This is a genomic window from Flavobacterium album (genome assembly GCF_003096035.1).
Taxonomy (GTDB): Bacteria; Bacteroidota; Bacteroidia; order Flavobacteriales; family Flavobacteriaceae; genus Flavobacterium; species Flavobacterium album.
On sequence record NZ_CP029186.1, the window covers coordinates 711,629 to 737,676 of the forward strand.

Annotated in this window: 26 protein-coding genes; 18 read left to right on the forward strand and 8 right to left on the reverse strand. The window is 44.5% G+C overall.

Annotated features, from left to right (window positions below; genetic code table 11):
• The first annotated feature begins 32 nt into the window (after positions 1-32).
• Positions 33-314: a hypothetical protein gene (locus HYN59_RS03195; protein ID WP_146185848.1), complete on the forward strand. Its 282-nt coding sequence runs from the start codon at positions 33-35 to the stop codon at positions 312-314.
• 20 nt (positions 315-334) lie between these two features.
• On the forward strand, positions 335-703 hold the full coding sequence (locus tag HYN59_RS03200; RefSeq protein WP_108776890.1) for a tetratricopeptide repeat protein: 369 nt from the start codon (positions 335-337) through the stop codon (positions 701-703).
• A 192-nt stretch (positions 704-895) separates the two neighbouring features.
• Here HYN59_RS03200 and HYN59_RS03205 read toward each other — a convergent pair whose 3' ends face one another.
• From HYN59_RS03205 to HYN59_RS03225, 5 genes are all read right to left on the reverse strand, one after another.
• Complete coding sequence (locus tag HYN59_RS03205) at positions 896-1,519, reverse strand: class I SAM-dependent methyltransferase (protein WP_108776891.1); 624 nt, start codon at positions 1,517-1,519, stop codon at positions 896-898.
• A 266-nt stretch (positions 1,520-1,785) separates the two neighbouring features.
• The gene (locus tag HYN59_RS03210) at positions 1,786-3,483 is read right to left on the reverse strand and encodes a leucine-rich repeat domain-containing protein (RefSeq protein WP_108776892.1); all 1,698 of its coding nucleotides are present in this window, start codon (positions 3,481-3,483) and stop codon (positions 1,786-1,788) included.
• Between the two features lie 160 nt (positions 3,484-3,643).
• Positions 3,644-6,298, reverse strand: coding sequence for a restriction endonuclease (locus tag HYN59_RS03215; protein WP_181369499.1), 2,655 nt, complete (start codon positions 6,296-6,298; stop codon positions 3,644-3,646).
• Between the two features lie 48 nt (positions 6,299-6,346).
• A complete protein-coding gene (rsmI, locus tag HYN59_RS03220) occupies positions 6,347-7,039 on the reverse strand; it encodes a 16S rRNA (cytidine(1402)-2'-O)-methyltransferase (protein ID WP_108776894.1) in 693 nt (230 codons plus the stop codon).
• Entirely contained in the window at positions 7,039-8,343 is a 1,305-nt protein-coding gene (locus HYN59_RS03225) for a hypothetical protein (RefSeq protein WP_108776895.1), read from the reverse strand. The genes rsmI and HYN59_RS03225 overlap by 1 nt, the downstream gene beginning before the upstream one ends.
• Before the next feature lie 101 nt (positions 8,344-8,444).
• Here HYN59_RS03225 and HYN59_RS03230 point away from each other — a divergent pair, with 101 nt between their 5' ends.
• The 5 genes from HYN59_RS03230 to alr all read left to right on the forward strand — a co-directional run bounded on the left by HYN59_RS03230 (position 8,445) and on the right by alr (position 12,260).
• Positions 8,445-9,089 (forward strand): thymidine kinase, encoded by a 645-nt coding sequence (locus HYN59_RS03230; RefSeq protein ID WP_245895656.1) that lies wholly within the window; start codon positions 8,445-8,447, stop codon positions 9,087-9,089.
• 201 nt (positions 9,090-9,290) lie between these two features.
• On the forward strand, positions 9,291-9,536 hold the full coding sequence (locus tag HYN59_RS03235) for a hypothetical protein (RefSeq protein ID WP_108776896.1): 246 nt from the start codon (positions 9,291-9,293) through the stop codon (positions 9,534-9,536).
• A complete protein-coding gene (locus tag HYN59_RS03240) occupies positions 9,533-9,823 on the forward strand; it encodes a type II toxin-antitoxin system RelE/ParE family toxin (RefSeq protein WP_108776897.1) in 291 nt (96 codons plus the stop codon). Before HYN59_RS03235 ends, HYN59_RS03240 begins: the two co-directional genes overlap by 4 nt.
• Positions 9,820-10,983 (forward strand): Mur ligase family protein, encoded by a 1,164-nt coding sequence (locus HYN59_RS18420; protein ID WP_425433063.1) that lies wholly within the window; start codon positions 9,820-9,822, stop codon positions 10,981-10,983. The genes HYN59_RS03240 and HYN59_RS18420 overlap by 4 nt, the downstream gene beginning before the upstream one ends.
• A 26-nt stretch (positions 10,984-11,009) precedes the next feature.
• A complete protein-coding gene (gene alr / locus HYN59_RS18425) occupies positions 11,010-12,260 on the forward strand; it encodes an alanine racemase (protein ID WP_425433064.1) in 1,251 nt (416 codons plus the stop codon).
• Here the strand turns inward: alr and HYN59_RS03250 are convergent, their stop codons facing one another.
• Complete coding sequence (locus HYN59_RS03250; RefSeq protein WP_108776898.1) at positions 12,261-12,722, reverse strand: hypothetical protein; 462 nt, start codon at positions 12,720-12,722, stop codon at positions 12,261-12,263.
• A 135-nt stretch (positions 12,723-12,857) separates the two neighbouring features.
• Here HYN59_RS03250 and mscL point away from each other — a divergent pair, with 135 nt between their 5' ends.
• From mscL to HYN59_RS03300, 10 genes are all read left to right on the forward strand, one after another.
• Positions 12,858-13,250 carry a large-conductance mechanosensitive channel protein MscL gene (gene mscL, locus HYN59_RS03255; RefSeq protein ID WP_108776899.1) on the forward strand — a complete coding sequence of 131 codons (393 nt, stop codon included), beginning with the start codon at positions 12,858-12,860 and terminating at the stop codon, positions 13,248-13,250.
• A 112-nt stretch (positions 13,251-13,362) separates the two neighbouring features.
• On the forward strand, positions 13,363-14,427 hold the full coding sequence (locus HYN59_RS03260) for a zinc-dependent alcohol dehydrogenase (RefSeq protein ID WP_108776900.1): 1,065 nt from the start codon (positions 13,363-13,365) through the stop codon (positions 14,425-14,427).
• Between the two features lie 434 nt (positions 14,428-14,861).
• Positions 14,862-15,851, forward strand: a complete 990-nt coding sequence (locus HYN59_RS03265; RefSeq protein ID WP_108776901.1) for an aspartate-semialdehyde dehydrogenase — start codon at positions 14,862-14,864, stop codon at positions 15,849-15,851.
• A 106-nt stretch (positions 15,852-15,957) separates the two neighbouring features.
• Positions 15,958-16,698 carry a hypothetical protein gene (locus HYN59_RS03270; RefSeq protein ID WP_108776902.1) on the forward strand — a complete coding sequence of 247 codons (741 nt, stop codon included), beginning with the start codon at positions 15,958-15,960 and terminating at the stop codon, positions 16,696-16,698.
• 19 nt (positions 16,699-16,717) lie between these two features.
• Positions 16,718-17,059 carry a DHCW motif cupin fold protein gene (locus tag HYN59_RS03275; protein ID WP_108776903.1) on the forward strand — a complete coding sequence of 114 codons (342 nt, stop codon included), beginning with the start codon at positions 16,718-16,720 and terminating at the stop codon, positions 17,057-17,059.
• A gap of 198 nt (positions 17,060-17,257) precedes the next feature.
• Positions 17,258-17,596 carry a hypothetical protein gene (locus tag HYN59_RS03280; protein WP_108776904.1) on the forward strand — a complete coding sequence of 113 codons (339 nt, stop codon included), beginning with the start codon at positions 17,258-17,260 and terminating at the stop codon, positions 17,594-17,596.
• Between the two features lie 219 nt (positions 17,597-17,815).
• A complete protein-coding gene (locus tag HYN59_RS03285) occupies positions 17,816-20,191 on the forward strand; it encodes a TonB-dependent receptor (RefSeq protein ID WP_108779628.1) in 2,376 nt (791 codons plus the stop codon).
• 17 nt (positions 20,192-20,208) lie between these two features.
• Positions 20,209-20,772: a type 1 periplasmic binding fold superfamily protein gene (locus HYN59_RS03290; protein WP_108776905.1), complete on the forward strand. Its 564-nt coding sequence runs from the start codon at positions 20,209-20,211 to the stop codon at positions 20,770-20,772.
• Positions 20,773-20,909: 137 nt separating this feature from the next.
• On the forward strand, positions 20,910-21,284 hold the full coding sequence (locus HYN59_RS03295; protein ID WP_108776906.1) for a DoxX family membrane protein: 375 nt from the start codon (positions 20,910-20,912) through the stop codon (positions 21,282-21,284).
• Positions 21,285-21,517: 233 nt separating this feature from the next.
• Positions 21,518-23,635, forward strand: coding sequence for a prolyl oligopeptidase family serine peptidase (locus HYN59_RS03300; RefSeq protein WP_108776907.1), 2,118 nt, complete (start codon positions 21,518-21,520; stop codon positions 23,633-23,635).
• A 171-nt stretch (positions 23,636-23,806) separates the two neighbouring features.
• On the opposite strand, the gene HYN59_RS03305 is transcribed toward HYN59_RS03300, so the two are convergent.
• Together HYN59_RS03305 and mtgA are read right to left on the reverse strand one after the other, a co-directional pair.
• Positions 23,807-24,754, reverse strand: a complete 948-nt coding sequence (locus HYN59_RS03305) for a lipid A deacylase LpxR family protein (RefSeq protein ID WP_108776908.1) — start codon at positions 24,752-24,754, stop codon at positions 23,807-23,809.
• The gene (mtgA, locus tag HYN59_RS03310; protein WP_108776909.1) at positions 24,754-25,431 is read right to left on the reverse strand and encodes a monofunctional biosynthetic peptidoglycan transglycosylase; all 678 of its coding nucleotides are present in this window, start codon (positions 25,429-25,431) and stop codon (positions 24,754-24,756) included. Before mtgA ends, HYN59_RS03305 begins: the two co-directional genes overlap by 1 nt.
• 208 nt (positions 25,432-25,639) lie before the next feature.
• On the opposite strand from mtgA, the gene HYN59_RS03315 reads away from it, so the two are divergent.
• Positions 25,640-26,044 carry a GNAT family N-acetyltransferase gene (locus HYN59_RS03315; RefSeq protein ID WP_342748346.1) on the forward strand — a complete coding sequence of 135 codons (405 nt, stop codon included), beginning with the start codon at positions 25,640-25,642 and terminating at the stop codon, positions 26,042-26,044.
• Positions 26,045-26,048: the final 4 nt, after the last annotated feature.

Consider the following 26,048-nt stretch of genomic DNA (forward strand, 5'->3'; position numbering starts at 1 on the left):
TATTTGATACCAACCAATTTAACAATAATCTTATGGCCGAAAGACTGACCCCAGACGAACTAAAAGAAATTTACAATACCAATAATTTCGATGCCTATCCGCCGAACGTACTGCTTTATGATGCGAAATATAATTTCAATTCCTTAAAGTCGGCTCCGTTCTTTGGCGAAGAAACATTAGGGCTATACCCGAAGATTTATGAGAAACTGGCCGAAAAAGGCTATGCGCCCGCTTTGTACGAACTAGGCCTGCTGTATTATAATGGCGAATGGTGGCTTGAAAAAGATTATGAAAGTCGGCCAACTATCATCTAAAAGCCGCTGAACTTGGCGATATGGATGCCATGCTTGAACTGTATATTTATTACAATAACGGCATTGGTGTAGACAAAGACACCCAAAAGGCATACGACTATTGCGTTAAAGCTGCCGAAGCCGGGCAGAGCAGGGCGTGCTATAACCTTGGCGCTTTCTATGCTACAGGTAATGGTGTAGAAATGAACCCGGAGAAATCATTAGAATGGTATAAGAAGGCTTCTGAAGGAGGCAACGGCAGAGCCAGCGCTACGATTGGTATCATGCACAAAACCGGCGATGGCGCCCCTCAGGATGATGCAAAGGCGGAAGAATATTTTGAAACCGCAGAAGACCAGGGCTTCGATGTGGATGACCTGCTTGACATGATGGAGATCGACCGTTATTAGAAATATGTAAATTATAAACAAAGGCCGGATACAGCAATTGTATCCGGCCTTCTTATTTTATATCTACATGAGAGATGTGCATATACAGGCACAACGATTTTAATTTCACGCAAAGTCGCAAAGCCGCCATGACTCATACCAAAACAATATTTTTTTAAACCGCAAAATATTGCTCCGCAGTGTTTTAAAGATCTATTTTTTCCTCGCCACAAACCGTAGTACTGATCCTTTGCCATTATGGTAAATACCTTCGCTTAACTCAATTTCTGTTTCGGTAAGCTCAATAAAATCATAGTTTGGAAAGTCTGATTGTATCTCTTCTATCGAGAACAGCATTGCAATGTCTTTTGGCCCGCCAACTTTCTCGTCTATGGCGAGATATTCAAGGTGTTTCTTGCTGAAGGCTTCGAATATAATGATACCGCCGCTGCGCAAAAGGGTGTCAAGAGCCTTATGATAGGAAGATTTGATCTCCGCAGGAAAATGCGCATAGATCAGCGCAATGGCGTCAAATTCAGCCGGAGCATATTGGAGATTGGGCAGCTCCCCCACCTTGTAGTCTATTTCCACATGATGCTTTGCCGCAAGATGCCGGGCTTTATCTTTCCCTATCGCGCTTATATCGAATGCTGAAACCTTCCAGCCATTCCGAGCCGCAAAAACGGCATTGCGCCCTTCTCCTTCCGCAGGGAATAGTATTCTTCCCGGCTGCAGCTTTTCCAGTTGCTCTTTAAAATAATTATTTGGGGTTTCGCCATAAGCAAATTCCTCGGCGTTATATCTTTCATCCCATCTTTCAACCCACGCATCCTTCATTTTTTCTTCTGTTTAATTTTAAGTATATTTAATCAACTCCATTTAGCATACCTTTTATGCACACAGATAAAAGTTTATTTCACGCAAAGCCGCTAAGACGCAAAGTTGGGCGCCCTAAACATTGCATTACAATGCTTTGCGGCTTTTTACGTGCTAAATTCGGCATGAGTCCTGGCGGCTTTGCGACTTTGCGTGAAAATAAAAACAGGTATATTGACTAATATCATTTTTTATAGATTGACATAAAGGGGTGTTATAATTCACTTCTATAAAAACGATACCTTAATCTTATTTTCACGCAAAAACTTCACAACCTCTTTATTATTACCCATCAGGGTAACCTTCTTCAGGTTGGGGAAGTATTTTACATCCTCAGCCGACACCACGTCGAACACATCGTCCTCGCCATCCCAGTGCGGTATCAGCTCATGGTAGATCTCATCGCCACCATCGGCCCTCAGCTCCTTAATGTCCCAAAGCAGCTCCAACGGAATATCCAGGTTTTCAAACCACGCTTTTACCTCGGGGATCATTTCATAGCTGATCTCTTCAAGGTCGATCTCACGGCCTTTATGGTTCTTCACGAATTCATACACGTCAAATTTCGGGAGCAGCAACTCATCTTCATACATCAGGCGCTGTACCACCATAAGCTTGAAGTTAAGGTCGGCATTCATCTTTATATTTCCGGTTGGCAGCGAAGCAAGTTTTTTCTTTACTTTCGGATTATAGAGGGCAATGTTGCGCTCCTCAAGGTCGATTACTTTGCCCATATCCAGCAATCCGGCAGGCAGTTCTTTGAACGGGTTTTTCTTTAAATAGATCCTGCCGCTGACTTTCAGGTTTGCAAAAGATTCCGGCAGGCTTTCCAACTGCGTTTGCTGCAGGTTCAGCTCTTCGAGCCCTGTCATCTGGCCGATCCAGTCGGGCAGCTGCTTTAGTGGGTTATTGGAAAGGTTGAGCACTTTCAGGCGCTTCATTTGCAGGAGTGCTTCCGGCAGCTCGGTTATTTTGTTGCCCGAAAGGTCAAGCACCTCGAGCAATTCCATTTTAGCAATATCATCGGGTATGGCGGTAATAAAATTGCCTGTAAGGTCGAGTTTGTGCACCTGCGTAAGTTTGGCAAACGCTTCCATATCGGTAAAATTATTATGCTTAAAGGTAACCCGCTTCAGGTCGGCAAGCTTATCAAGCCCCGGAGGCACTGTGTCGAGGTTGTTGTCACTCAGGTTAAGCTCGACAAGGTACGGGTAGCCCTGTATCATATCGAGCGCTTCCGGGAGCAGCGACTTATTATTGGTCACCGATAGTATCACAATGTCCTTCAGCGCTGCAAAGTCTTTGTTGAACCATTGGTTTTCCGACCAGCTCGTCCGCGGCTCGCCATAGCCGTAGCTGCGGAAATCGCGCAGGTTAATGCATTGCAGCACACCGGATATCCCGCCATTGTATAGTGCCAGCACTTTCTCTTTATCTTCTTCGGAATTACCCAGCCTGTGGATGTATTCCTTGTTCAACGGATTGGCAGTGAACCACTCCGTGAGCGTGGCAATGTAGTCTTGGGCTTTTAGCTTATACACGTGCTCCATCGGGTTGGGGTGGCTGTGGTAGTTACTTTCCACAAAATAAGTCTCGTCTTCTGCTAAAGGGCCCAGCTTGTCCTGCAGCATCTGCACGGTGTCCCCTCCCAGGTAATTATGGTGGTATTGGTAGATGGCATTTTCATCATCCCTGTATTTTTTGAATTTTTCCTCACTGGCCGCAAGCATCTTTATTTCCACACGGAAGTCTTTCCCGTATTCAAAAGTGCTAATATCAATAATAAGATACACGCGCTCCTTTGCCGGATTAAGTTCGCTGTAAATGATATAGCCGAACGGTGTGATGTATTCGGGTTGGCGCTCTTTGGAGTTTTCAAAGAATAAGTTTAGGAACGGGAGGTGGGAATGGTTGAGGGGGTGCATTTTGTTGTAATTAGATTGAATTTATTTTCGTATTATATGCTTCAACAAGTTTTAATATAATGGATATACAAAAATGAATCCACCATTAGCGCTTCAAACGTGAGTGGCAATTTTCAGAAAGGGATTGATTCTGAGGTTACAGCAAATGAATATTACAAAATCACTTACTTTTTAACCAAGACATGACACTCGATGCATATAAAATTTTTGAACTTTTAGCTTTGCCACCAAAAAAATCAACTCCAACCATCTCGATTAATTGTTTTGCAGTAATTTTTGGATGAATTTGTAATATTTTATCTATTTTCTCCATTTTAGGTATGACCTTAGCTAACTTTCTCAATAATGCAGCTCGTTCAAGAATATTTAATTTTTTTAATTCCTCTCCAATGGGTGTGAGTACTTTTTCATCATCAATTATACCTAGTAAAATTAAATCCGCCGCGGCCTTGCTCTCGATTCCGGTTGGAATTTTATCTACCGATTTTAATATTTCATTGAAGGTCATTCGTGGTAATGCATTATTTGTAGAAATAGATATTCGAGACCTACCTCTCCCTTTTCGTGGTTCTACAATTTTAGTTTTTATGTCTATTTCTGAAAGCAAAAACCAACTAATCAAATATAATGCATAGGTTTCCCAAGTTTTATCTTGATACTCTTGTTTAAAAGTTTCCTTCAAGACATTTACAATATCATCTTTGGTTATAAAAACTAAATTTCTTCTCTTTAAATTTAAATACGGTGTATAATTTTGAAATTTTTGTGTTATAAATAAAATAAAACCATCATTAGTTATTGCAACATTACCTTTAGATATGCTATAATATTCATCGTTTTTTTGAACTAATCCCAGATTTCGTAATTCAATTAATATATTCTCGAGCGTAGTTTTACCAATTTTTTTTGGATGTCTTTTATGCAATGATTCAATGGTGACTTTCTCATTTTTATCAAAAAGAAGAAAAACCTCTAAACACAAATTCACTCCTTGTCTCAATAGAAAACTCTCACCAATGGGAGGTATAATATTTGTGACTAAGTAATCGCGGAAAATATCCCAATAAATATTATAATTAATCCCAGACTTAATTATTAAACGTTTATGGAGTAAAGAATCCACGACTTTACTATCGATAGACTCACCCACTTCGGAGATTTCGAAAAACTCGCCATCATATGCCTTTTGTGCTATTAGTTTTAAGCCTTTTAATTCATCAGGTTCAATTCGTTCTTTATCCTTTTCAAATAAATCTTTAATATTTAAATTCGACTCAATTAGTTTATCCTTTTTTAATCCTTGCTGAATCTGTTCATAGATATGAATACATAATTTTTTAGTTAACCACGGCAAACCTTGAGAACTCTCTTTAATTCTATTTTTAATTTCTCTATCTAATTTTCCAATCGATTGCTCAAGTTGTTTAATAATTCCATCTATCTCTTTTTCTCCAAATTCTTTAATAATAAACTCTCTTGACTGCTCTTTGGCTTGTTGCCAATAAAAATATGCAGGATCATCGTTTGGAATAAAAAATTCTGACTTCCAAGAAAACCCAACTATAATATTTGGTTTTTTATCTGACACATCACTTAAGAACTTATAAAAAGATTTGAATAAGTCCTTCTTCCTGAATACATCCTCAAATTGATCGAAGATTAGAACTAAATATTTATTTTCCGATTTCAATACCTTTAGATATTCATTAATGCTATCTGAAGTAAGTAAATCGGTAGTGGACGTGAACTCAATAGTTTGATTAAAAAAATTTTGACTTATAAAACCTTGCTCAAAAGCGGAATTAATAATTTTATTAAATGAAAGAGCAACAAAGTTATCCGATAGTGCACTCCTAGTATCTATAGCAACTGTGAAAAATTTATTTTTATAATGCTTATTCCTACATCTTCCCTTTATTTCAAGTAATAAAGAACTTTTACCCCATCCAGATTTACCATTCAGATAAAAAATTCTTTTATGTGACTTATTAGTGTGTATTTCTTTGAAATATTCTAAGATTTGTGTTCTTATAGTGTCTCTTCCGACGAAATGTTTATTTTTAGATGAGGCAGGTAAGTAATCATACCAATTTTCACTTTCTTGGACTTCTGAGATAGTTTCGATTAAATTTTCACTCTCAATTAGATTATGTCTTGGTTCAGAATAACCTTTAGTAATAAAAATTTGTTCGAGTTTATTTATCTCGCTTACTTTAGACGAAATCAAGTCTATAACATTTTTGGTTACCTCGGCTTCATTATTAATCGCATTTATAACAATGAATTTAGTAGGCAGCAAATTGGATTCATTTATTAGATAAATTAAAAAATCTCCCATATAAGTGACAACCAAAACCTTTTTTGAAATGGTGTACGGTTTTAGGCTTTGCAATGGCTCAAAAATCATTTTAGAATTCAGCAGCATTTCTATTATATCTTCCGGTTCAAAAAAAGAAAGATTTTTATATCGCTCATCATTTCGATACTCGACTAATAATCCGCCTGCGTCATACTCTAACTCATTTGTCCTAAAAAAATATCCAAAATCTGCCTTATGATGGAAAACATTTGCGAAAAATGTTCTTAACTCAATTGATGAAACTTTCTCTTTAGCTTTACATTCAACGTATAAAATTTCATCTTTTCTTTGTCTATGCTCCGCAAGTAAATCTAACTCCATACCAGTAAACCTAATATTTTGCTTGATTTTATATTGGTGAGTGGAAAGCAAGTTCCGAATAAGATCCTCGAAACAATTACCTTGTGCCTTATTTGACGAACCTTCTTCTAATATTATTTTTATTTCTGTCTTCAAGGATTTTAGTATTTAATATTAGTGAAATGAGCATTGAATAATTTGTACTTAATTCTTTTCTTTCCGCTGCCCTATAAATCCCCCCACTACAACCACTATCTCCCCTTTCGGCTCTTTCTTAGTAAAATGCGCCAGCACTTCGGCAGCGGTACCGCGAACGGTTTCCTCGTGCAGTTTGCTCAGCTCGCGGGAAACGGAGACAGGGCGGCTTTCGCCAAAGTACTGTACAAATTCGGCAAGTGTCTTTACCAGCTTGTGTGGCGACACGTAGAATATCATGGTGCGGGGTTCTTCGGCTAATGCCAAAAAGCGGGTCTGGCGGCCTTTCTTGTCGGGCAGGAAGCCTTCGAATACGAATTTTTCATTGGGCAGGCCGCTGTTCACCAAGGCAGGTACGAATGCTGTAGCGCCGGGCAGGCATTCAACGGGGATGTTGTTCTCCACACAGGCACGGGTAAGCAGGAATCCGGGATCGGAGATGGCCGGTGTGCCTGCATCGGATATTAGGGCAATGGTCTCGCCATTCTGGATGCGCTGTATGATGCCTTCCACCGTTTTGTGCTCGTTGTGCATGTGGTGGCTGTGCATGTGCGTGCCGATATCAAAATGCTTCAGCAGCTTGGCGCTGGTACGGGTATCCTCGGCAAGTATGAGGTCGGCTTCCTTCAGCACTTTTATGGCGCGGAAGGTCATGTCCTCCAGGTTGCCGATGGGCGTTGGGACGATGTAGAGTTTTGACATTAGCTGAACCTTTTCTCTACCAGCTCCATAAAGCGGGCCTCATATTCTTCCTTGCCGCTCCAGTTGTTATAATCGGGCTTCACAAGGTCCTCGATGAACGCTTTGGCCTCATCGAACGAGTTTTGTGTATTGATCTGCGACACCACGCGGTTCAGGTCTTCGCTGCTGCCCCCGAAAAGGTTCTTTTCAAAAGCAATGCGGTCATTAAGCGCCAGGTTGATCGTCTTCCCGAAGGCATCGTTTACCGGCCTTGGAGCGACAGGTGTGGCAATTGGAGTTGGTGCAGGTGTTTCCGGCTGCGGGTCTTTCTTAGGTTCCCAGGTGCGCCAGTCGTCGGCAGGTTTTTCTTCCGCTGCGGGTTCAGGCTGTTTTGGCTCTTCCTGTTTCGGCTTTTCTTCTTCCGCCGGTTTTGAAGGTTCCCAATTGCGCCAGTCATCGGCTTTTTGCTCTTCCTTTTTCGCTTCTTCGGCTACAGGTTTTGGCTCTTCTTTCTTTTCGTCACCTTTCTTTACAAATTCAGGCTCTTTATAATCGTGGTAATCCTCGAATGTGATCTCTTTCTGCTTTTGCGGTGTTTCCGGCGCAGGTTTCCTTTCGAAGGCAAATTCAATATTTGTCCCTGTATCTTCCGTTTTTGCCGAAGTATCAGGCGCTATCGTTATTACTTCAGCATCGGCAGCTTCCTCTTCCTCTTTTTCGGTGCTCTTATCTTCTTTTTCAAAAACGGCAACAGCACCTTCTTCCATAGCTTTTATCTCGGCTTCGGGCTTTACTACCTCAACTTCCTGTTCCGGTTCCGGTGCTTCTTCTTTCTTCTCTTCCTGTTTGGCTTCAAGAGCAGGAGCTTCTTCTTTAGCAGCTACAGGGATTCCCTGTTCCGGTTTTTCCGTTTCTTCCTTCTCTTTTTCGGCTGCCGGGGCTTCTTCCTTACCCGCCGTTACGCCTTCGCCACTTTCATTTTCCTTATCTTCTTTTTTATCGTTTTTCTCCAACTCTCCCCCTTCGGGGGTTGGGGGGCTTTTCTTCTTCTCTTCCCTGGCTTTTGCCTCAGCAGCCTCTACTTCATTCGCATGCACATGAGGCAGCTCTTCCATACCGTATACTTCTTCCAGTTTTCCTTCTGCCGAAGCATACCCTATAGTAGGCTTCACATCAGCAAAATTGTCTTCCACAAAACGCAGCACCGACAGCTTTTCATATAGTTTGAGCGTCTCGTCCCGGAGTTGATCCAGCTCGGCCCTGTTCTTCAATTTTAATATGCGGTGTGCAATGCTGATGAGCTCGGCTTCTAACTTTTTCTTCATAACTTTTAGGATTACAGGAAGTGGCGCAATACTTTTTTAATAAATTTGTTTTATACAAAGTAACAGAAAATGTTTCTGTTTTACAGCCTGAAAAATACAAAATGTTTCTCGAAAATACAGTAAACCATAAAGAACAATTCGGGTGGATCGAGGTCATCTGCGGGTCGATGTTCTCGGGCAAGACCGAAGAACTGATACGCAGGCTGAAGCGCGCACAATTTGCCAAGCAAAAGATCGAAATCTTCAAGCCGGCCATCGATACCCGCTACCACGAAGAGATGGTGGTGTCGCACGATTCCAACGAGATACGCTCTACGCCTGTAACCTCATCGTCCATGCTGCGTATACTGGCGCAGGGCTGTGACGTGGTGGGCATCGACGAAGCCCAGTTCTTTGACGAGGAAATTGTAGCGGTATGCAACGACCTTGCGAATAACGGCATCCGCGTTATCGTGGCAGGTCTGGATATGGACTTTAAAGGCAATCCTTTCGGACCCATGCCGGCACTTATGGCTACGGCAGAATATGTGACGAAAGTCCACGCTGTATGCACCCGCACCGGCAATCTGGCCAACTACAGCTTTCGCAAAGCCAATAATGACAACCTGGTGCTTTTGGGTGAGACGGAAGAATATGAGCCATTAAGCAGGGCTGCGTATTTTGAGGCGATGAAACAGCACAGTCACTTGACTCCAAGTTCCTCGGCCCCTGAAGGGGGAGCTACAGAGAATACGGAAAAGTTGTGAATTTAAATTTCTTATTTATGGAAAAGAAAAAATCAGAGGAATTCGACGAAATTATAATCACAGATTTCGTAAAAAGCTTGTCTGTTGGGTCAGAAATATCCGCGGACTTTGATTACCGTGAAGAAATTACCAAGCGTCTAATCGAGAAACATAAATAATAATTTCATCCATATTCGTTATCTTTGATAAAACTTGCAGATTATGAAGTCAGAGAAACTTAAGATTAATGTTGCCCAACGCATACTAAATCTTTCTAATGATAAGCTTTTGAAAAAGATTTCCGATATTTTGGATGAGGAAAATATTATCGGTTATGATGGAGAAGGCAATCCTGTCTCTCATGAAGAATATATCTCTGATATAAAATCAGCTTTGAAACAGTTTAAAGAAGGCACTTTAGAAACTTACACCAGTGACGAAGTAAGGCAACGCATTTTAGGCAAATGAAAGTTGTATGGAGAAAAGAGGCTTCAGATGATTTAGAAGTCATTTACGAATATATTTTTAAAGACAGCCCGCAAAACGCCGTTATGGTTTTCAATAAAATTCATGATCTTGCAGAGACGTTAGTTATTTTTCCGGAAAAACACCCTGTAGAACCTGTATTCGACGATCCTGATATACGCTTTTTGGTAATTTGGAATTACAAGATCATCTACACTTTTGACAAAAAATCCATTGCGATATTACGTGTATTTGACACAAGGCGAAATCCTAAAAAACTAAAGCCTTGAGCATCCCAATAAAAAACATAATTCCCGCCATACATTCCGGTTTTGAAGGAATGCACCCCGGCGTGGCCATCGACAACGTTTCTATAGACAGCCGGTCGCTTCAAAACAACTCCGGGACATTATTCTTTGCGCTTAGTGGGCAGAACCGCGACGGGCATATGTACATAAAAGAGCTGATCGATAAAGGTGTGCTTAACTTTGTGGTGAGCTACATTCCGTTTGAAGTGCGCGGCAAAGCCAATTTCTTTGTGGTGAACAACACCCTGAAGGCATTGCAGGATTTTTCCATATATTACAGGCAGCTATTCGATTTACCAGTGATCGCCATAACCGGCAGCAGCGGGAAGACCATTGTAAAGGAATGGCTTAACTACCTTTTAGGCCCTGACTACAACATCATCCGGAGCCCTAAGAGCTACAACTCGCAGGTGGGTGTGCCGTTATCCGTCATAGGTATTAATGAAAAGCACAACCTGGGGATATTCGAGGCAGGTATTTCTACTACAGGCGAAATGGAAAAGCTGCAGCCCATTATCCGTCCTGAGATCGGGATACTCACTAACATAGGCCCGGCGCACGATGAAGGATTCGCCGACAGGCAGGAAAAAATACGCGAGAAACTGAAGCTGTTTACCGGTGTAAAGCTACTCATCCTTCAAAAAAACATCGATGTCGAAAAGGAGCTTGACGCAGCTGTAAAAACATTCACATGGAGCTTTGGCGAAAATTCCGATGTCCAGATCGTAACGCAGCACGACGGTGGGAACACTATACTGTCGGTAGTATACCATGACCAAAGCTTTGATATCAGCATCCCGTTTACGGATGCGCCTTCGATAGAAAATGCCATCAGCTGCCTCATGGTGCTGTTGCATTTCGGCTACAGTCACGAGATCATAAAGGAGCGCATGGCAGGCCTCTACCCCGTTGAATTACGACTACAGGTAAAGAACGGCATCAACGGGTGTACGCTTATCGACGACAGCTACAGCAGCGATTACCAGTCGCTTAAAATAGCGCTCGACTTCCTTGAGCAGCACAAAACACACAGTAAAAAGCAATCATATTATCCGATGTTTTCCAGAGCGGCTTTGAAACCGAAGAGCTTTATGCTAAGGTCGCCAAACTGCTTTCGGGGCACAATATCAGCCAGGTTATAGGCATTGGGGAGACCATCAGTAAACAGTTGGCCGACTTCCCGAATTTCTTCCCTTACAAAACCACGCAGGAATTCCTGTCGCATTATAAGGCAGGCTCTTTTGAGAACGAAACGATACTGGTAAAAGGCGCACGGAGCTTCCGGTTTGATGAGATCGTGGTGTTCCTTGAAGAGAAAACGCACGAGACCGTACTGGAAATCAACCTCAACGCCATTACGCACAACCTGAACTTTTATAAAAGCAGGCTGAAGCCTGAAACCAAAGTAATGGTGATGGTAAAAGCTTTTGGCTACGGCAGCGGCAGCTATGAGATCGCCAAAGCACTTTCCCATCAAAAAGTGGATTACCTGGGTGTGGCCTTCGCCGACGAGGGTATCGCATTGCGCAATGCGGGCATCAATACGCCTGTGATTGTGATGAACCCCGAGAGCAGCGCGTTTGCGGCTATGGCAGCTTATAACCTCGAGCCGGAGATCTATTCGGCAAGGGAATTGAAAGCTTTTATTGCCGTGGCACAGCAGAAGAACCTTTCTAACTACCCTATTCATATAAAACTCGACACCGGGATGCACCGCCTCGGGTTCCAGGAAAACCAGCTGGAAGAGCTTATCGAGCTGTTGAAAAACAACAACCTTGTCTCGGTAAAAAGCATTTTTTCACACCTGTCGTCCAGCGATATGCCGGATTACAGGGACTTTACGCTTGACCAGATCGGAAAGTTCGAAAGCTGGTCGGAGCAGCTGATGGAAGCATTAGAGACCAACCCAATACGCCATATACTGAATACCTCGGGCATCTATAATTTCCCTCAGGCACAGTTCGATATGGTACGCCTGGGCATTGGCCTTTACGGCGTAGGCAATGACGAGACCGAGCGCAAAAGCCTGGAGACCGTCGGCACCCTGAAGACCGTTATCCTCCAGATAAAAGACATTGAGCCCGGCGAGAGCATTGGCTACAGCCGACGGTTCATCGCGCCCGGAAAAATGCGTATCGCAACATTGCCGATAGGATACGCGGACGGCATTCGCAGGGGCTGGGGCAATGAAAAGGGCTATGTTACCATCAATAATAAAAGGGCGGTGATCACCGGGACTATCTCCATGGATATGATGATGGTGGATGTAACCGACATCGACTGTAAAGAGGGCGACAGGGCAGTTATTTTTGGCGCATCGCCTACCGTGGTTGAAATGGCGGAAGCATTAGGCACTATACCGTATGAGATACTGACGAGTATCTCGCAAAGGGTTAAACGGGTGTTTTATAAGGAGTAACTACGGACAATACTGCTGTGTATCTTCACCGACATAATCAATATGATATTCTTCAGGAACGGAAAGGTTTATTAACTCAACCAAATTTGCTATATTCTTTTGGTAATAATGATGAAGACTAATTTGTTTTGATATTGCACCATATCTAAAGCCTATAAAATACTCGCTCCCGCTCGTGGCCATAATGCAATTATTAAAATAAGAATCCTCTAATGACTGGAACTTTATAGATTTGGTTTTTTCAAATATATCCTGTCTCATTTTAGAAATATAAACTACATTATCTTTCTCATCTACAAGTCCTTTTACACTTACTACAATTTCTTCATTTGTAATTTTATAGCTATCTATCCCTTCAACATGATTATAGGTACTGAAATATAATTCAAATCTTTCTGTTCCTTGCGCATACAAATCATTTATACTTATAAATGCAAGAATCAATATCCTAAGAAACTTCATATGTTGTCATTTACTTGAAATAGTCAAATGTATTATAATCTTTAACCATATTTCACATCCCTTTAAGCCTTTTTGAAGAAACTGTGCAATTTTCTTTCGTACCTTAGCGATACATCAAACCAAAAAATATAGCTTATGGCATTTTTCAAGGAATTTAAAGAGTTTGCCCTCAAAGGGAATGTGGTGGACCTTGCTGTCGGTGTAGTGATCGGTGCCGCCTTCAGCGCTATTGTAAAATCATTGGTAGAAGATATTATCACGCCTTTGATACTGACACCCCTGCTCGAACGCGCCGGCCTCAAGAACATACAGGAACTCACCTGGGGCGCCGGGGTAAAATACGGTAACTTCCTGTCGAACGTTATTTCATTCTTTATCGTGGCATTCGCGCTGTTCCTTATTGTAAAGCTTATCAATGCCATGCGAAGGAAGCACGAAGAGACACCGGCTGCGCCACCTGCGCCTACCAACGAGGAAAAGCTCCTTATGGAGATACGGGACGCGCTGAAAAGCAACCCGAGGCTTTAATGTTTCGTATTCAAACCATTACAGGCATACCGTATATGCAAACGTAAAGGCAAATCATGTAAAATTCCACGTAGGTAAGTTTTTATTTTTGGTAAAACTGTAAAGACTGAATATGGAACACATGATGAAAGCAGCGTTGAAAACGCGTGGCGGCGAATTCGAGATCAGCCAGGTGGAAATGCCGAAAATCCCTGAACCCGATTGGGTTTTGGTAAAAGTAAAGGTATCCGGAATTTGCGGTACCGACCTGCGGCACTGGAAAAAAGAGGAACCGGAACTTGAATGCAGGATTGTGGGTCACGAAATGGCCGGTGAAGTGGTTGAAGTGGGCACCGCTGTAAAAACAATAAAGCCCGGCGACCGCGTTGTGGTAGAAACCCTTGTGGGCGACGGGACCTGCGAATGGTGCAAGGCGCAGCAATACAACATTTGCCCGCACCTGTACCAGGTAAGAATGGAAACCGTTTCACGCACATTTGCCAACTATGTGATCGCGCCGGCAAAAAAATTGTATAAGCTGCCGGAGCATGTGAGTTTTGAAGAAGCGGCACTGCTCGACACGTTTTCGGTTTGCATGCATGCGATACAGCTCAGCAGTATTAAGATAAATGACAAAGTGGTGGTTATCGGCAGCGGCTGCATTGGGCTGGGGCAGCTTCAGCTCGCAAAAAACTCCGGTGCCGATGTGCTGGTGATCGATGTGGTAGACCATTCACTTGAGGTAGCCAAAGAACTTGGCGCCGACAGCATTGTAAATACGAAAAATGAAGATGCCTATGCGAAAGTTATGGAGTTCACCGGATACAGGGGCGCAGACATCGTTTTTGAATGCGCGGGAGGATCTTCCATGCCTGAGACACTTCCTTTAGCTACCAAATTGGCAAGGATAGGCGGCAAGATCGTTATTGTCGGCGGCTTTGATGCCGGGATAACCGACATTGGCCTGGAGTGGCAGCGCATGCAGATGGGCGAAATTCAGCTTATACTAAGCGCGAGCTATGCCTTTTGGGGGATTTATCCCGAAATGCAAATGTGCCTCGACCTGCTGGCCAACGGTAAGCTGAACGCTAAAAAAATGATTACCCATCGCTTTGCGCTGGACGACATTAACAAAGCCTTTGAAACGGCGCAGGATAAAGAGGGCACAAAAGCTGTTTTTGTCGCGCTGAATGTATAGGCCACAAAAGACGTTTCCGTTACACTACATATTCTGATGTCTAACTAAACCGCTCCATGAGGGCGGTTATTTTTTACCACGAATTGCACAAATTTGCTTCCGGAATGTATCATTTTTTATTTCACGCAAAGGCGCAAAGCCGCTAAGACTTATGAGACTATATTTTATGCCGCAAAGTCATTGCAAAGCAATGTTTAGGGTGCTCAACTTTGCGTCTTAGCGCCTTTGCGTGAAACAATTTAATCTGCGTGCGGATAGAAGGCTATGCCAAATAAAATTGATTCGACTATAACCTTTGTGAATCTTCGCGGCTTCTTTGCGCATCTTTGGGAAATAGCAATCCTCCTTTTCATAATTTGTGGAATTCGTGCAATTCGTGGCAAAAAAACAATTTCATTCACTACTTTTGACATTCACTTAAATCATTTTTAAATATGAAAGTTGCTGTTGTAGGCGCTACCGGAATGGTAGGCGAAGTAATGCTGAAAGTACTGGCTGAAAGGAATTTCCCGATAACCGAACTGATACCCGTGGCTTCGGAGAAGTCGGTGGGCAAAGAGATCGAATTTAAGGGAAATAAATACAAGGTGGTGAGCCTTGATACGGCGGTAAGCATGAAGCCGCAGATAGCGCTTTTCTCGGCAGGCGGTGATACATCGAAAGAATGGGCCCCGAAATTTGCCGAAGCAGGAACGACCGTGATCGATAACTCCTCTGCATGGAGGATGGACCCGACGAAAAAGCTGGTTGTGCCGGAGATCAATGCTGGTGAGCTGACCGAAGACGACAAGATCATTGCCAACCCGAACTGCTCTACGATACAGATGGTGCTGGCACTGGCGCCGCTGCATAAAAAATACAATATCGAGCGCGTGGTGGTATCTACCTACCAGTCGGTTACCGGCACTGGCGTTAAGGCAGTGAAGCAGTTGGAGAACGAATATGCCGGCATACAGGGCGAAATGGCCTACAAGTACCCGATACACCGCAACGCTATCCCGCAGATCGACGTGTTCGAGGACAATGGCTACACCAAGGAAGAAATGAAAATGACCCGCGAGACCAAGAAGATCCTGGGTGATGATTCGATAAAAGTGACGGCAACCACCGTGCGCATCCCAACCGTGGGTGGGCACAGCGAATCGGTTAACGTGGAGTTCAGCAACGACTTTGATGTGAACGAGGTGCGCAGCATCCTGCACAATACGGCGGGCATTACCTTACAGGATAACCTCGACACGTTCACCTATCCGATGCCGCTTTATGCAGAGGGTAAAGACGATGTGTTCGTGGGCCGTATCCGCCGCGACGAGAGCCGGGACAATACATTGAACATGTGGATTGTGGCTGATAACCTCCGCAAAGGCGCTGCTACGAATGCGGTGCAGATAGCGGAGTATCTTGTTGCTAACGGTTTAGTATAAAAGAAATTAAAGTATATTTATGACCTGTGATGCCGGAAGGTGTTGCGGGTTTTTTAATTCTCAATACTACACACTTTGCTTTGTCGTTCACATTAAAAACCCGTCTATGAAAGTATTCTCTTTATTTGCATTTCTGTACCTTCTTTCGGGCGCCGCCACTGCCCAGATACAGACCATAGATGACTGCAGGATTGCTGACCACTTCTCCCGGAATGCCGTAGATCCTTATATTCTCATCAACAATATTCATCTTTCGGAACCCATAGATGGCGAAGCGGAACAGATAATCCACCTGGGCGATTACACTATCAAATGGATCAATACGGAGGAAGAGGAAGTCAAAATAAAGATAGGTGAAGACCTTTTCAGCCTGAAAGGGCAGAAAACACTTAATGATACGGAAGATACGGAAAAAGGTGAAGTTGATTTTGCTAACAACTGGGAGCAGGCAAGGCTTTACAATTATAACGGACGGGAACTTATTGTCATATCAATGATATACCACCCATGTGTTGGCAGGGGCTGTGGCATTAAATTCATTTTGGTTTACGATCTCAGGACAAAAACAAAAAATTTCTTTGGATGCTTCAGGGGAACCAATGCCGCAGACTTATACAATTTTGGCGATGGCAAATTGCAATATGCCGGAAATACATACCATGAGGGGTTTGATGGGCCTGCTGACGATATGACCATAAGTTATATGAAAACGCTTTATGAGTTTAACGAAAACGGTATTTTTTCACAAAATAAAGATCGTAGTGGAAATCCCTATTTTATTAAAAACATATCATATCTAGTAAAAAAACAAACCACAACCGAAGCAAACTGGCCTTATAAAATGTAATAACACTTATTAACGCTTTATGACCTCCATTCCCTTCCTCCACATCGACTGGACCACCATCCCAAAAGAAGAGCATCCCGGTACAACAGGCACCTCCTTTTGGCAAACGCTGGAATTTGACGGCCTCCGGGTACGTATCGTGGAATACTCTGCCAACTACCTCGCCGACCATTGGTGCCAGAAAGGCCATATCGTTTATTGCCTGGAAGGATCATTTGTAAGCGAGGAAGAAAGCGGCGGCTCTACAAAACTTAGTGCCGGTATGAGCTACATCGTTTCGGACAGCCTCAGCTCGCATCGCTCAACATCGGTTACTGGCGCAAAGCTGCTGATCATTGACGGGGACTTTTTGAAGAGTTAACGTGTTGTTTCTTCCATTTCGACGCAGGAGAAATCTCAGGATTTATTGAGATTTCTCCAATACGCTGCGCTCCGGTCGAAATGACACGTACCTCCGTTCCCTGAAAAAATCTGCGTATATCCGCGTCATCCTCGTTCCATTCTCAACTAATGCAACTTGATTGCATTTTGTATCGCTTTTTCATTTAACTTTGCAATAATGAAAAGAAAGTTCGCCATATTCAACCTGGCCCTGATGGCTGTTGTGCTCCTCACGACGGCTTACCAGTCTTTTCACGCGTTTAGCCACAAGCATTTCGCAGAAACCCATCGCCACAGCTTTAAGAAAGAGACTAAACAATTTAGTGCCGCCGATCATGAGCATGAAGACGATTGCTCTGTCTGCGATTTCCATTTCGACTACTTTGTAGCGCCGCAGGAATTCTGCCTCAGGCTCGACTTCCCTTTTAAACCCATTCCCTACTCTTTTAGCAGCATAGAAGGCAATACGGCATTCGCCGGAAGCCTGTTCTCGCACAGGGGGCCTCCTACCGTATAGGCCTCACCCGACCCCTCTCCACACGAGGCTGAAAGCCGAACTGGCGAAGCAAAGGAGAGGGCACTCAAACCTGCTTACTCATACACTAAATGTTTCCACACAATTTGTCGGCCATTAGATTATGAATAATACCGTCCTGCACCCCTCTCCTTTGGAGAGGGGCCGGGGGTGAGGCCATTGCAGGATAAAGAATTCATATTCCCCTTTATCCAGACAATCATGCGAATTTATATTCTCCTCCTCGCCTTGCTGGCAGGAAACGGGTGCGCGTATTCCCAGCATATCATTAGCGGGAATGTGGCGGCACCGCAAAACAAACCGCTCGATGGGGCGCACATCCATATTGAAAAGTTGCACGGCGTGAGCGCTCCCGATGGGCATTACGAACTAGATAACGTGCCTTCCGGGCACCAGCGCGTCGTCATTTCCTATATCGGGTACAAAACAATGGACACTCTTGTGGATGTGATTGCCGATGTGGTACTGGATGCTGTGTTGAAACCCGAAAGCACACAGCTTGAAGAAGTGGTTTTATCAGAAAATAACGCCGTACCCAAAAACACGGTACACGAGCAGCGCCTAAAAACCGAAACCATTGAAAAGTACAGCAATGCCAGCCTTGGCGATGCCCTGAAGGAGATAGCCGGCGTGTATTCCCTAAAGACGGGGAGCACTATTGTAAAACCGGTGATCAACGGGTTGCACAGCAACAGAGTTCCTATTATTTCGAACAATGTTCGGCTTGAAGACCAGCAATGGGGAACCGAGCATGCGCCTAATCTCGACATCAATACGGCGGGAAAGGTTGCTGTGATTAAAGGTGCTTCGGCACTGCAATATGGCGGCGATGCGATTGGTGGGCTGGTGCTGGTGGAGCCGGTATCCGTGCTGAAGGACACGCTGTTTGGCCGCACGATTATGACTGCCGACTACAATGGCCGCGGTGGGACATTGTCTTCTGCATTGCACCAGGGGAATGATAAAGGCTGGGCGTGGAATGCGAACGGCACCTTCAAATACATGGGTGACCGCCAGACCCCTGATTACGTACTCTCCAATACCGGCAACCGCGAGACCAACTTTGCAGGCGATGTGAAATACATTGGCAATACTTATGATGCCTCGGTTTCCTACAGCTTTTACAACGCCACTATCGGTATCGCAAAGGAAACACATATTGGGAATGTAGCCGACCTCGTACGGGCCATCAACAACGGTCAGCCGGATGTGGTGGAGCCTTTCACTTATACCATAGGCGCGCCACGGCAGGAAGTGCTGCATCATTTGGCGAAGGCCAATTTTAACAAGCAACTGGATAACGATAGTTCGCTGTCGCTGCAATATGCCTTCCAGCTCAATAACCGGAAAGAATATGACCTGCGCCGCGGTGATTTTGCCAACATCCCGGCACTCGACCTTACGCTGGCGACCCATTCGGTGAATGCCGACTGGAAACAGGAGAAGGATAACACGACATTGAAAGCCGGCTTGAGCGGATCGGCACAATTCAATGATGCGAGTCCGGATACAGGGATTCGCCCCCTGATACCTACATATGATAAATACGATGCCGGGGTTTATGGCATTGCATCCCATTCCTTTTCGGAAACCCTGAGCGGTGAGGCCGGGCTACGTTATGATTTTTCGCACATGAGCGCCACGAAGTATTACCAGAAAACCCGTTGGAACAGCCTGGGTTATAATGGTGTTTTTGACCGTTTCATTACGGCAGATTACGGTTCGCAATGGCTTACAAACCCTGAGTTTACCTACCATAACATCTCTGCCAGCCTCGGGATACGGAAAAAATTTTCTGCCGATATTGACCTTTTGGCGAATGCCGGGCTGGCGATGCGCAACCCTAACCCGTCCGAGCTTTTCAGCGACGGGCTGCACCACAGCAACGGAACTATTGAGTTGGGTAACCTGGGCATCAAAAAAGAAAGGGCATTAAAGCTTTCGGGCACATTGCTTAAAACAGGCGGCGCTTTCCGTTTTGAGGCTACGCCTTACCTCAACGCGATCCATGATTTCATTTACCTGAGCCCAACTGCTGTGGAATATACTATACGCGGCACCTTCCCGGTGTACAATTACAGGCAGGATAATGTGCTCATGGCGGGGCTCGACCTGCATACCGACTGGGATATTACCAAACGGTTTCGCCACAGCTTCAATTTCGCGTATGTGCATGCTGATAACACCACCAAAGATGAGCCGCTTATTGACATGCCGCCACTCAATATCAGCAATACCATTCGCTATACTACCGATTGGCAAAGCCTGTTTTTGGAACTGCGAAGCGAAGCGATATTCAGGCAAACACGTTATCCCAACAATGATTTTTATGCCGATGTGCCTGTAAATGGTGTGTTGACCCCGACATTGGTAAATATCAGTACGCCACCTCCCGGTTATCATCTGCTTCATTTTATATCGGGCATGCAGTTCTCATTGGGAAAAACACTGGCATCGGTCAATTTTTCGATCAATAATATTTTCAACACGGCCTATCGCGATTACCTCAACCGGCAGCGATTGTATACGGACGACATAGGCCGCAACTTTCAATTACAAGTAAAACTCAATTATTAATCATCAATACATTTATCATGAAAAATTTCAGGATTTTAGCTTTAGCATTAATTACAATAACTACTTTCTCTTCGTGCAGCAGCGACAACGACAGCGGCCCCGTGAACGAGGAAGAGGTTATTACAACAGTAGCAGCAACTTTTACGCCTGTAGGCGGCGGCACACCGGTTGTACTCATGTCCCGCGACCTTGACGGCGATGGCCCCGATGCACCTGTAGTAAGCGTTTCGGGTAATTTTACGGCAGGGAGAGCCTATGAAGGGGCTGTCAATTTTTTAAATGAGCTTGCTAATCCGGTTGAGGAAATTACCGGGGAGATACAGGAAGAGGGAACGCAACACCAGATCTTTTTCCAACACAGCGGCATCGGCACTTTTACCTATACCGATGAAGATGCAAACGGCCACCCGATAGGATTGTCGTTCCTCTACACAGCCACCACTACACCAGGCGCAGGCAGCCTGACTATAACACTGAGACACCAGCCGAACAAATCGGGAGAGAATGTACCGGAGGGCAATATCGCCAATGCAGGCGGGAGTACCGATGCACAGGTGAATTTTTCTGTGGTAGTGGAATAATACCTATAATTTAGTAATTCGATCCCTATCATCCGGTAGGGATTTTTTATTTACAAATGTTTTCTTAAAATACTGAGAAATATTTTATTAACTTTATTAAAATTTTAAAATTTCATACATGCTAAAACTTTACGTCTATGAATTCACAATTTACCAAAATCGTCAGGATACTGCTCGGGCTTATCCTTGTTGCATTCGGCATTAATAAATTATACGCCTTCATCCCTTTGCCGCAGCCATCTCCCGAAGCGGCGAGTTTTATGGAATCGCTTGCAGATACCGGGTACATACTCACTATTGTTGCCATTTTTGAGATCCTGATCGGGCTGATGCTCCTCATCAAAAAATGGGTACCGTTCGTACTACTGCTGCTCGTGCCGCTATCGCTGAATATTTTGCTGTTCCACATCTTCCTCGATGTGCCTGCCATCGCAACGGCATTGCTTGTGGTTATAATGAATGGTATTTTGCTGTACAAACACAGACAGAAATACAAACCGCTGTTTACATAGTTAGCTTAAGTAAATGCCTAAATTTTTAATTAACCACATAGAAACATAGGTTTCATAGCGTTATTAAAGGAAGCATATTTACACATAGAGAAGCGAAGCTTCATGCTCTGTGCCACTTAATTGGGTTTATGACTCCTTTCTAAAAGCTATGTGCCTATGTGGTTAAATTGATTTTTTTTAATTTAGACAGTTACTCAACTTATTGTTATTTTTGTGTATCTAACATACTAACAATGAAAAACACCGTATTGGCCCTGGCTTTGGCCTTCGGCTTTACCATGAACGCACAGACACCCAAGACACCGCAGCAGATAAAATATCCGATTACCGAAAAAGGCAAAACCACCGACACGTATTTTGGAACGAAAGTACCCGATCCCTACCGCTGGCTGGAAGACGACCGCTCTCCCGAAACCGCCAAATGGGTCACGGCACAAAACAAGGTAACGTTTGATTATCTTGCGAAGATCCCTTTTCGTGATGCCATAAAGGCCCGCATGGAAAAGCTATGGAATTATGAGAAGGTTTCGGCGCCGTTCAAAGAAGGGGATTACTACTATTATTATAAAAACAACGGCCTGCAAAACCAGTCGGTGCTGTACCGTAAGGACAAGAACGGCAACGAAGAGCTGTTCCTGGACCCGAATACATTCTCTAAAGACGGGACTACCTCACTCGCACAGATACAGTTTTCCAAAGCAGGTGATATGACGGCCTACATGATATCCGAAGGTGGCAGCGACTGGGGAAAGATCATTATAATGAACTCCGTTGATAAAAAGCCTACAGGAGAGATCATTGAGAATGTAAAGTTCAGCGGCATTGCCTGGAATGGCAGCAACGGTTTTTATTATTCTACCTATGAGAAGCCGGAAGGCAGCCTGCTTTCGGCGAAGACCGATACCCATAAGCTGTATTACCACAAGCTTGGCACTACCCAAAAAGAAGACCGGGTGATCTTTGGCGAAGGCCAGAAAATACGCTATGTAGGCGGCTACGTGACCGAAGACCAGCGCTACCTTGTGATTACTGCGGCGAACTCTACATCGGGCAAAAAGCTTTTTGTAAAAGACTTACGCAGTGAAGATAATGAGATCATTGCGCTTACGGACAACTTTGACAACGACAGCCAGGTGATTGACAGTCGCAATGGCAGGCTCTATATTTATACGAATTACAATGCACCCAATGGCAAAATTGTAGTCGTGGATGCTGCCAACCCGCAACAGGCCAACTGGAAAGATGTGATTGCCGAAACTGAAAACGTGCTATCGCCTGCTGTTGGCGGCAATTATATTTTTGCCGTATATATGAAGGATGCGGTTTCTATCGTTAAGCAGTATGACTTTAATGGCGAAATGATACGCGAAGTGGCGCTCCCGGGATTAGGCGCTGTAGCAGGCTTTAGCGGTAAAACGGACGAGCCGGTGCTGTATTATTCGTTTTCCAATTATGTAGTTCCGGGAACTATTTATTCGTATGATGTAAATTCCGGCGAATCGAAAGTGTACCAAAAACCAAAGGTGGATTTCAACAGTGATAATTATGCTTCGAAACAGGTATTCTATACTTCTAAAGACGGGACCAAGATACCAATGATCATCACCTACCGGAAAGACCTGAAACTGGACGGCACCAACCCGGCGATCCTTTATGGTTACGGCGGGTTTAACATCAGCCTGGCGCCAACCTTCAGCATTGCCAATGCGGTTTGGCTTGAAAACGGTGGTATCTATGCGGTAGCCAACCTGCGCGGCGGTGGCGAATATGGCCGGAAGTGGCATGATGCCGGTACTAAAATGCAGAAACAGAATGTATTTGACGACTTTATTGCCGCTGCCGAATACCTTATTTCCAATAAATACACCTCATCCGATTATCTTGCTATCAGGGGCGGCTCCAACGGCGGATTGCTGGTAGGCGCTGCCATGACACAGCGCCCGGAATTATTTAAAGTGGCTTTGCCTGCGGTTGGTGTGCTCGATATGCTACGCTACCACACATTTACATCAGGTGCCGGATGGGCTTACGATTATGGCACCTCAGCCGATGATGCCAAAATGTTTAACTACCTGAAAGGCTATTCTCCGTTGCACAATATAAAACCGGGGACTAAATATCCGGCAACGCTGGTAACCACCGGCGATCATGACGACCGCGTAGTACCGGCGCACAGCTTTAAGTTTGCAGCAGCATTGCAGGCAGCCCAGGCAGGCAATGCCCCTATTTTAATCCGAATCGATGTGAATGCCGGGCATGGCGCAGGGAAATCGGTAGCGCAAACCATTGCCGAGCTGAGCGATATACAGGCGTTTACGCTGTATAATATGGGGAAAACGCCGAGACCGTAAATAGTATTCAGTCGCAGTTTTCAGATATCACACATGGTAAAAAGTCCTCTCCCCAGCCCTCTCCAAAGGAGAGGGAGTCGGGACGTGCCGACAGTACGTGATAAAGCACAGACAATCATTCAGGTTTTTAGAGCATGAATAGAGTTCCCCCTTCGGGGGTTAGGGGGCTGATTAGTGCAATAAATACCCTACCTGTATCGACCCGTAATAAAACCCGGTGATGACATTATTGGAGAGCTCTTTGCCGCGGTAATGGAAAGCATAGGTAAAGTTCCATTGGTCGCGGCGGTATTTTATGCCTGCCTCGGCATTGAACCGGAAAGGGATTAACGGGAAAGTAACAGGACTGTCGTTGTTAAAAGGGCTGCCCTCAATGGTAGCATCATGGTGCATGTACTGGATCACGGGGTTCAGGTACAAAAACAGGTCGCGCTTGTTCTTATAATCCCGGTCGTGGCTGAGTGTTGCGCCATGCAGTGCCGATTCGTACATCGGTAACAGCAACCCTCGAAGGCTTATCCGCGCCATCGGGCCAACGGAAACGCTTGTCCATATCGTGCCTATGCTGGCTTCGCCCTGTAGGTGGAAGTCTACTTTATCTTTATAGGTGTCCGTGAATATCTTTTTGGAATAAAGCACATTGGCCTGTATCGCGGGGATAGTAGTTATCTGGTATTGCCATCCCTGCACCCTCGGATAATGAAAAACCTTGTGGAGCCCTCTTTGGACTTCTTCGGCATACGACTCCGGCCCCACTACACCTGCCTGGAGATTGAGCATCAATACACTTTCACTTTTGTAAAAGGTATTGATGCCCGCCTGCGCAAAAAGGTAGCCGGCAAAAGGCCTGTCATTTACATTGATGTCTCCTGCCCGCACCGACTGTGGATTAAAAATATACTGCCCTGCACGGAATTCGGTAATTTTCTTAGCTAATTTCTCATCGTTCCTTTTCCCCAGATAGCGGTAAAACAATTCGATGCCGTTGGTATAATACTGGTCGTTTATGGGAGAAGTGTACAGGTCGTTATCGGATACCAGGCCAATTTCAGCAGGCTTCTGTGCCCATAAAATAGCAGAGCATAATAAGGCTGCGATGGCAAGACACTTCTTATGCATTAATAGTCGAGTTTAACGTAGCGCATTAGCTTTATAATCCTGCCCTTACGTCTTTCGGTATAGCCCGAAGAGCGTATAGCCCGGTAAATATAAGGGTTCGGTAATATGGCCGCAATACCGGCTGCTTCGTTTTTGGTAAGGTTCGCGGCATCTTTATGATACCAATGCTGCGCGGCTGCCTGTGCACCATAAACATACGGACCCATTTCGATGCTGTTAAGGTATACCTCCATAATGCGCTCCTTGCTCCAAAGCAGTTCTATGAGCACGGTAAAATAGGCTTCGAACGCTTTACGGATATAGCTCCTGCCCTGCCACAGGAAAACATTTTTGGCGGTTTGCTGCGATATGGTGCTGCCACCCTTCAGCCTTTTGCCTTTCTCATTACCGGCATACGCTTTTTGAATTGCCTTTAAATTAAAGCCGTGGTGTGTCAGGAAGGTGTCGTCCTCACTGGCAATGACCGCTTTTTGCAGGTTGGGCGAAATTTCCGAAAGCGGAACCCAGTCATGGCTCGCCGTCATTTCTTTACCATCGAATTTCTGTTCCAGCGCGCGGGTTACCATCAGCGGCGTGAACGGCACCGGGATGAACCGGAACAGCACGACCGAGCCAACAGACAAGACGATAAACCAAAGGCATACTTTAAAAAGGAAGCGGAAAAACTTTCGAAGCATAGTGAGGGTTTTATGGCTGCGAAATTACGAATTAGTTGGATATGATTTTCTGCACAAAGTAAAAGGCACCTTTTTTATCAGACACATTGCTTATATTTGATAAATAGCTATTGTATGCCGGTCCTTCAAACGAAACGCCTTTACCTCCGCGAACTTACCCCCAGCAGACGCCGAAAGCTTTTACCTGCTCAATGCCGACCCGGAGGTAATGCAGTTTACCGGTGATGCACCATTTGTAACTATTGAAGAAGCCCACAGGTTCCTTGAAAATTACAGCCATTACAAAGAATATGGTTTTGGCCGGTGGGCAGTGATCCGAAAAGAAGATGATGTTTTTTTAGGTTGGTGCGGATTGAAATATTCAACAGAAAGCGATGAGCATGATATCGGTTTCCGTTTCTTTAAGCGCTACTGGAACAAAGGCTATGCGACCGAAGCGTCAAAGGCATGCATCTACTATGGCTTTCACCAATTGGGGCTAACCACTATTGTCGGGCGGGCAATGGAAGCCAATATAGCATCGGTAAGAGTGCTTGAGAAACTCGGTATGGAGTATTGCCATACTATCGACTTTTGCGGCCAAAACGGAATAGTTTACCGCATTACTAAATAACCTG

Coding starts and splice junctions, on each gene's coding strand:
- HYN59_RS03250 (WP_108776898.1), bottom strand. CDS start 12,722: ATGAAGTTTCTTAGGATATTGATTCTTGCATTTATAAGTATAAATGAT.
- HYN59_RS03265 (WP_108776901.1), top strand. CDS start 14,862: ATGAAAGTTGCTGTTGTAGGCGCTACCGGAATGGTAGGCGAAGTAATG.
- mscL (WP_108776899.1), top strand. CDS start 12,858: ATGGCATTTTTCAAGGAATTTAAAGAGTTTGCCCTCAAAGGGAATGTG.
- HYN59_RS03290 (WP_108776905.1), top strand. CDS start 20,209: ATGAAAAATTTCAGGATTTTAGCTTTAGCATTAATTACAATAACTACT.
- HYN59_RS03240 (WP_108776897.1), top strand. CDS start 9,533: ATGAAAGTTGTATGGAGAAAAGAGGCTTCAGATGATTTAGAAGTCATT.
- HYN59_RS03275 (WP_108776903.1), top strand. CDS start 16,718: ATGACCTCCATTCCCTTCCTCCACATCGACTGGACCACCATCCCAAAA.
- HYN59_RS03200 (WP_108776890.1), top strand. CDS start 335: ATGGATGCCATGCTTGAACTGTATATTTATTACAATAACGGCATTGGT.
- HYN59_RS03270 (WP_108776902.1), top strand. CDS start 15,958: ATGAAAGTATTCTCTTTATTTGCATTTCTGTACCTTCTTTCGGGCGCC.
- HYN59_RS03295 (WP_108776906.1), top strand. CDS start 20,910: ATGAATTCACAATTTACCAAAATCGTCAGGATACTGCTCGGGCTTATC.
- HYN59_RS03300 (WP_108776907.1), top strand. CDS start 21,518: ATGAAAAACACCGTATTGGCCCTGGCTTTGGCCTTCGGCTTTACCATG.
- HYN59_RS03285 (WP_108779628.1), top strand. CDS start 17,816: ATGCGAATTTATATTCTCCTCCTCGCCTTGCTGGCAGGAAACGGGTGC.
- HYN59_RS03230 (WP_245895656.1), top strand. CDS start 8,445: ATGTTTCTCGAAAATACAGTAAACCATAAAGAACAATTCGGGTGGATC.
- HYN59_RS03205 (WP_108776891.1), bottom strand. CDS start 1,519: ATGAAGGATGCGTGGGTTGAAAGATGGGATGAAAGATATAACGCCGAG.
- HYN59_RS03315 (WP_342748346.1), top strand. CDS start 25,640: ATGCAGTTTACCGGTGATGCACCATTTGTAACTATTGAAGAAGCCCAC.
- rsmI (WP_108776894.1), bottom strand. CDS start 7,039: ATGTCAAAACTCTACATCGTCCCAACGCCCATCGGCAACCTGGAGGAC.
- HYN59_RS03225 (WP_108776895.1), bottom strand. CDS start 8,343: ATGAAGAAAAAGTTAGAAGCCGAGCTCATCAGCATTGCACACCGCATA.
- HYN59_RS03195 (WP_146185848.1), top strand. CDS start 33: ATGGCCGAAAGACTGACCCCAGACGAACTAAAAGAAATTTACAATACC.
- mtgA (WP_108776909.1), bottom strand. CDS start 25,431: ATGCTTCGAAAGTTTTTCCGCTTCCTTTTTAAAGTATGCCTTTGGTTT.
- HYN59_RS03210 (WP_108776892.1), bottom strand. CDS start 3,483: ATGCACCCCCTCAACCATTCCCACCTCCCGTTCCTAAACTTATTCTTT.
- HYN59_RS03305 (WP_108776908.1), bottom strand. CDS start 24,754: ATGCATAAGAAGTGTCTTGCCATCGCAGCCTTATTATGCTCTGCTATT.
- HYN59_RS03260 (WP_108776900.1), top strand. CDS start 13,363: ATGGAACACATGATGAAAGCAGCGTTGAAAACGCGTGGCGGCGAATTC.
- HYN59_RS03235 (WP_108776896.1), top strand. CDS start 9,291: ATGAAGTCAGAGAAACTTAAGATTAATGTTGCCCAACGCATACTAAAT.
- HYN59_RS03280 (WP_108776904.1), top strand. CDS start 17,258: ATGAAAAGAAAGTTCGCCATATTCAACCTGGCCCTGATGGCTGTTGTG.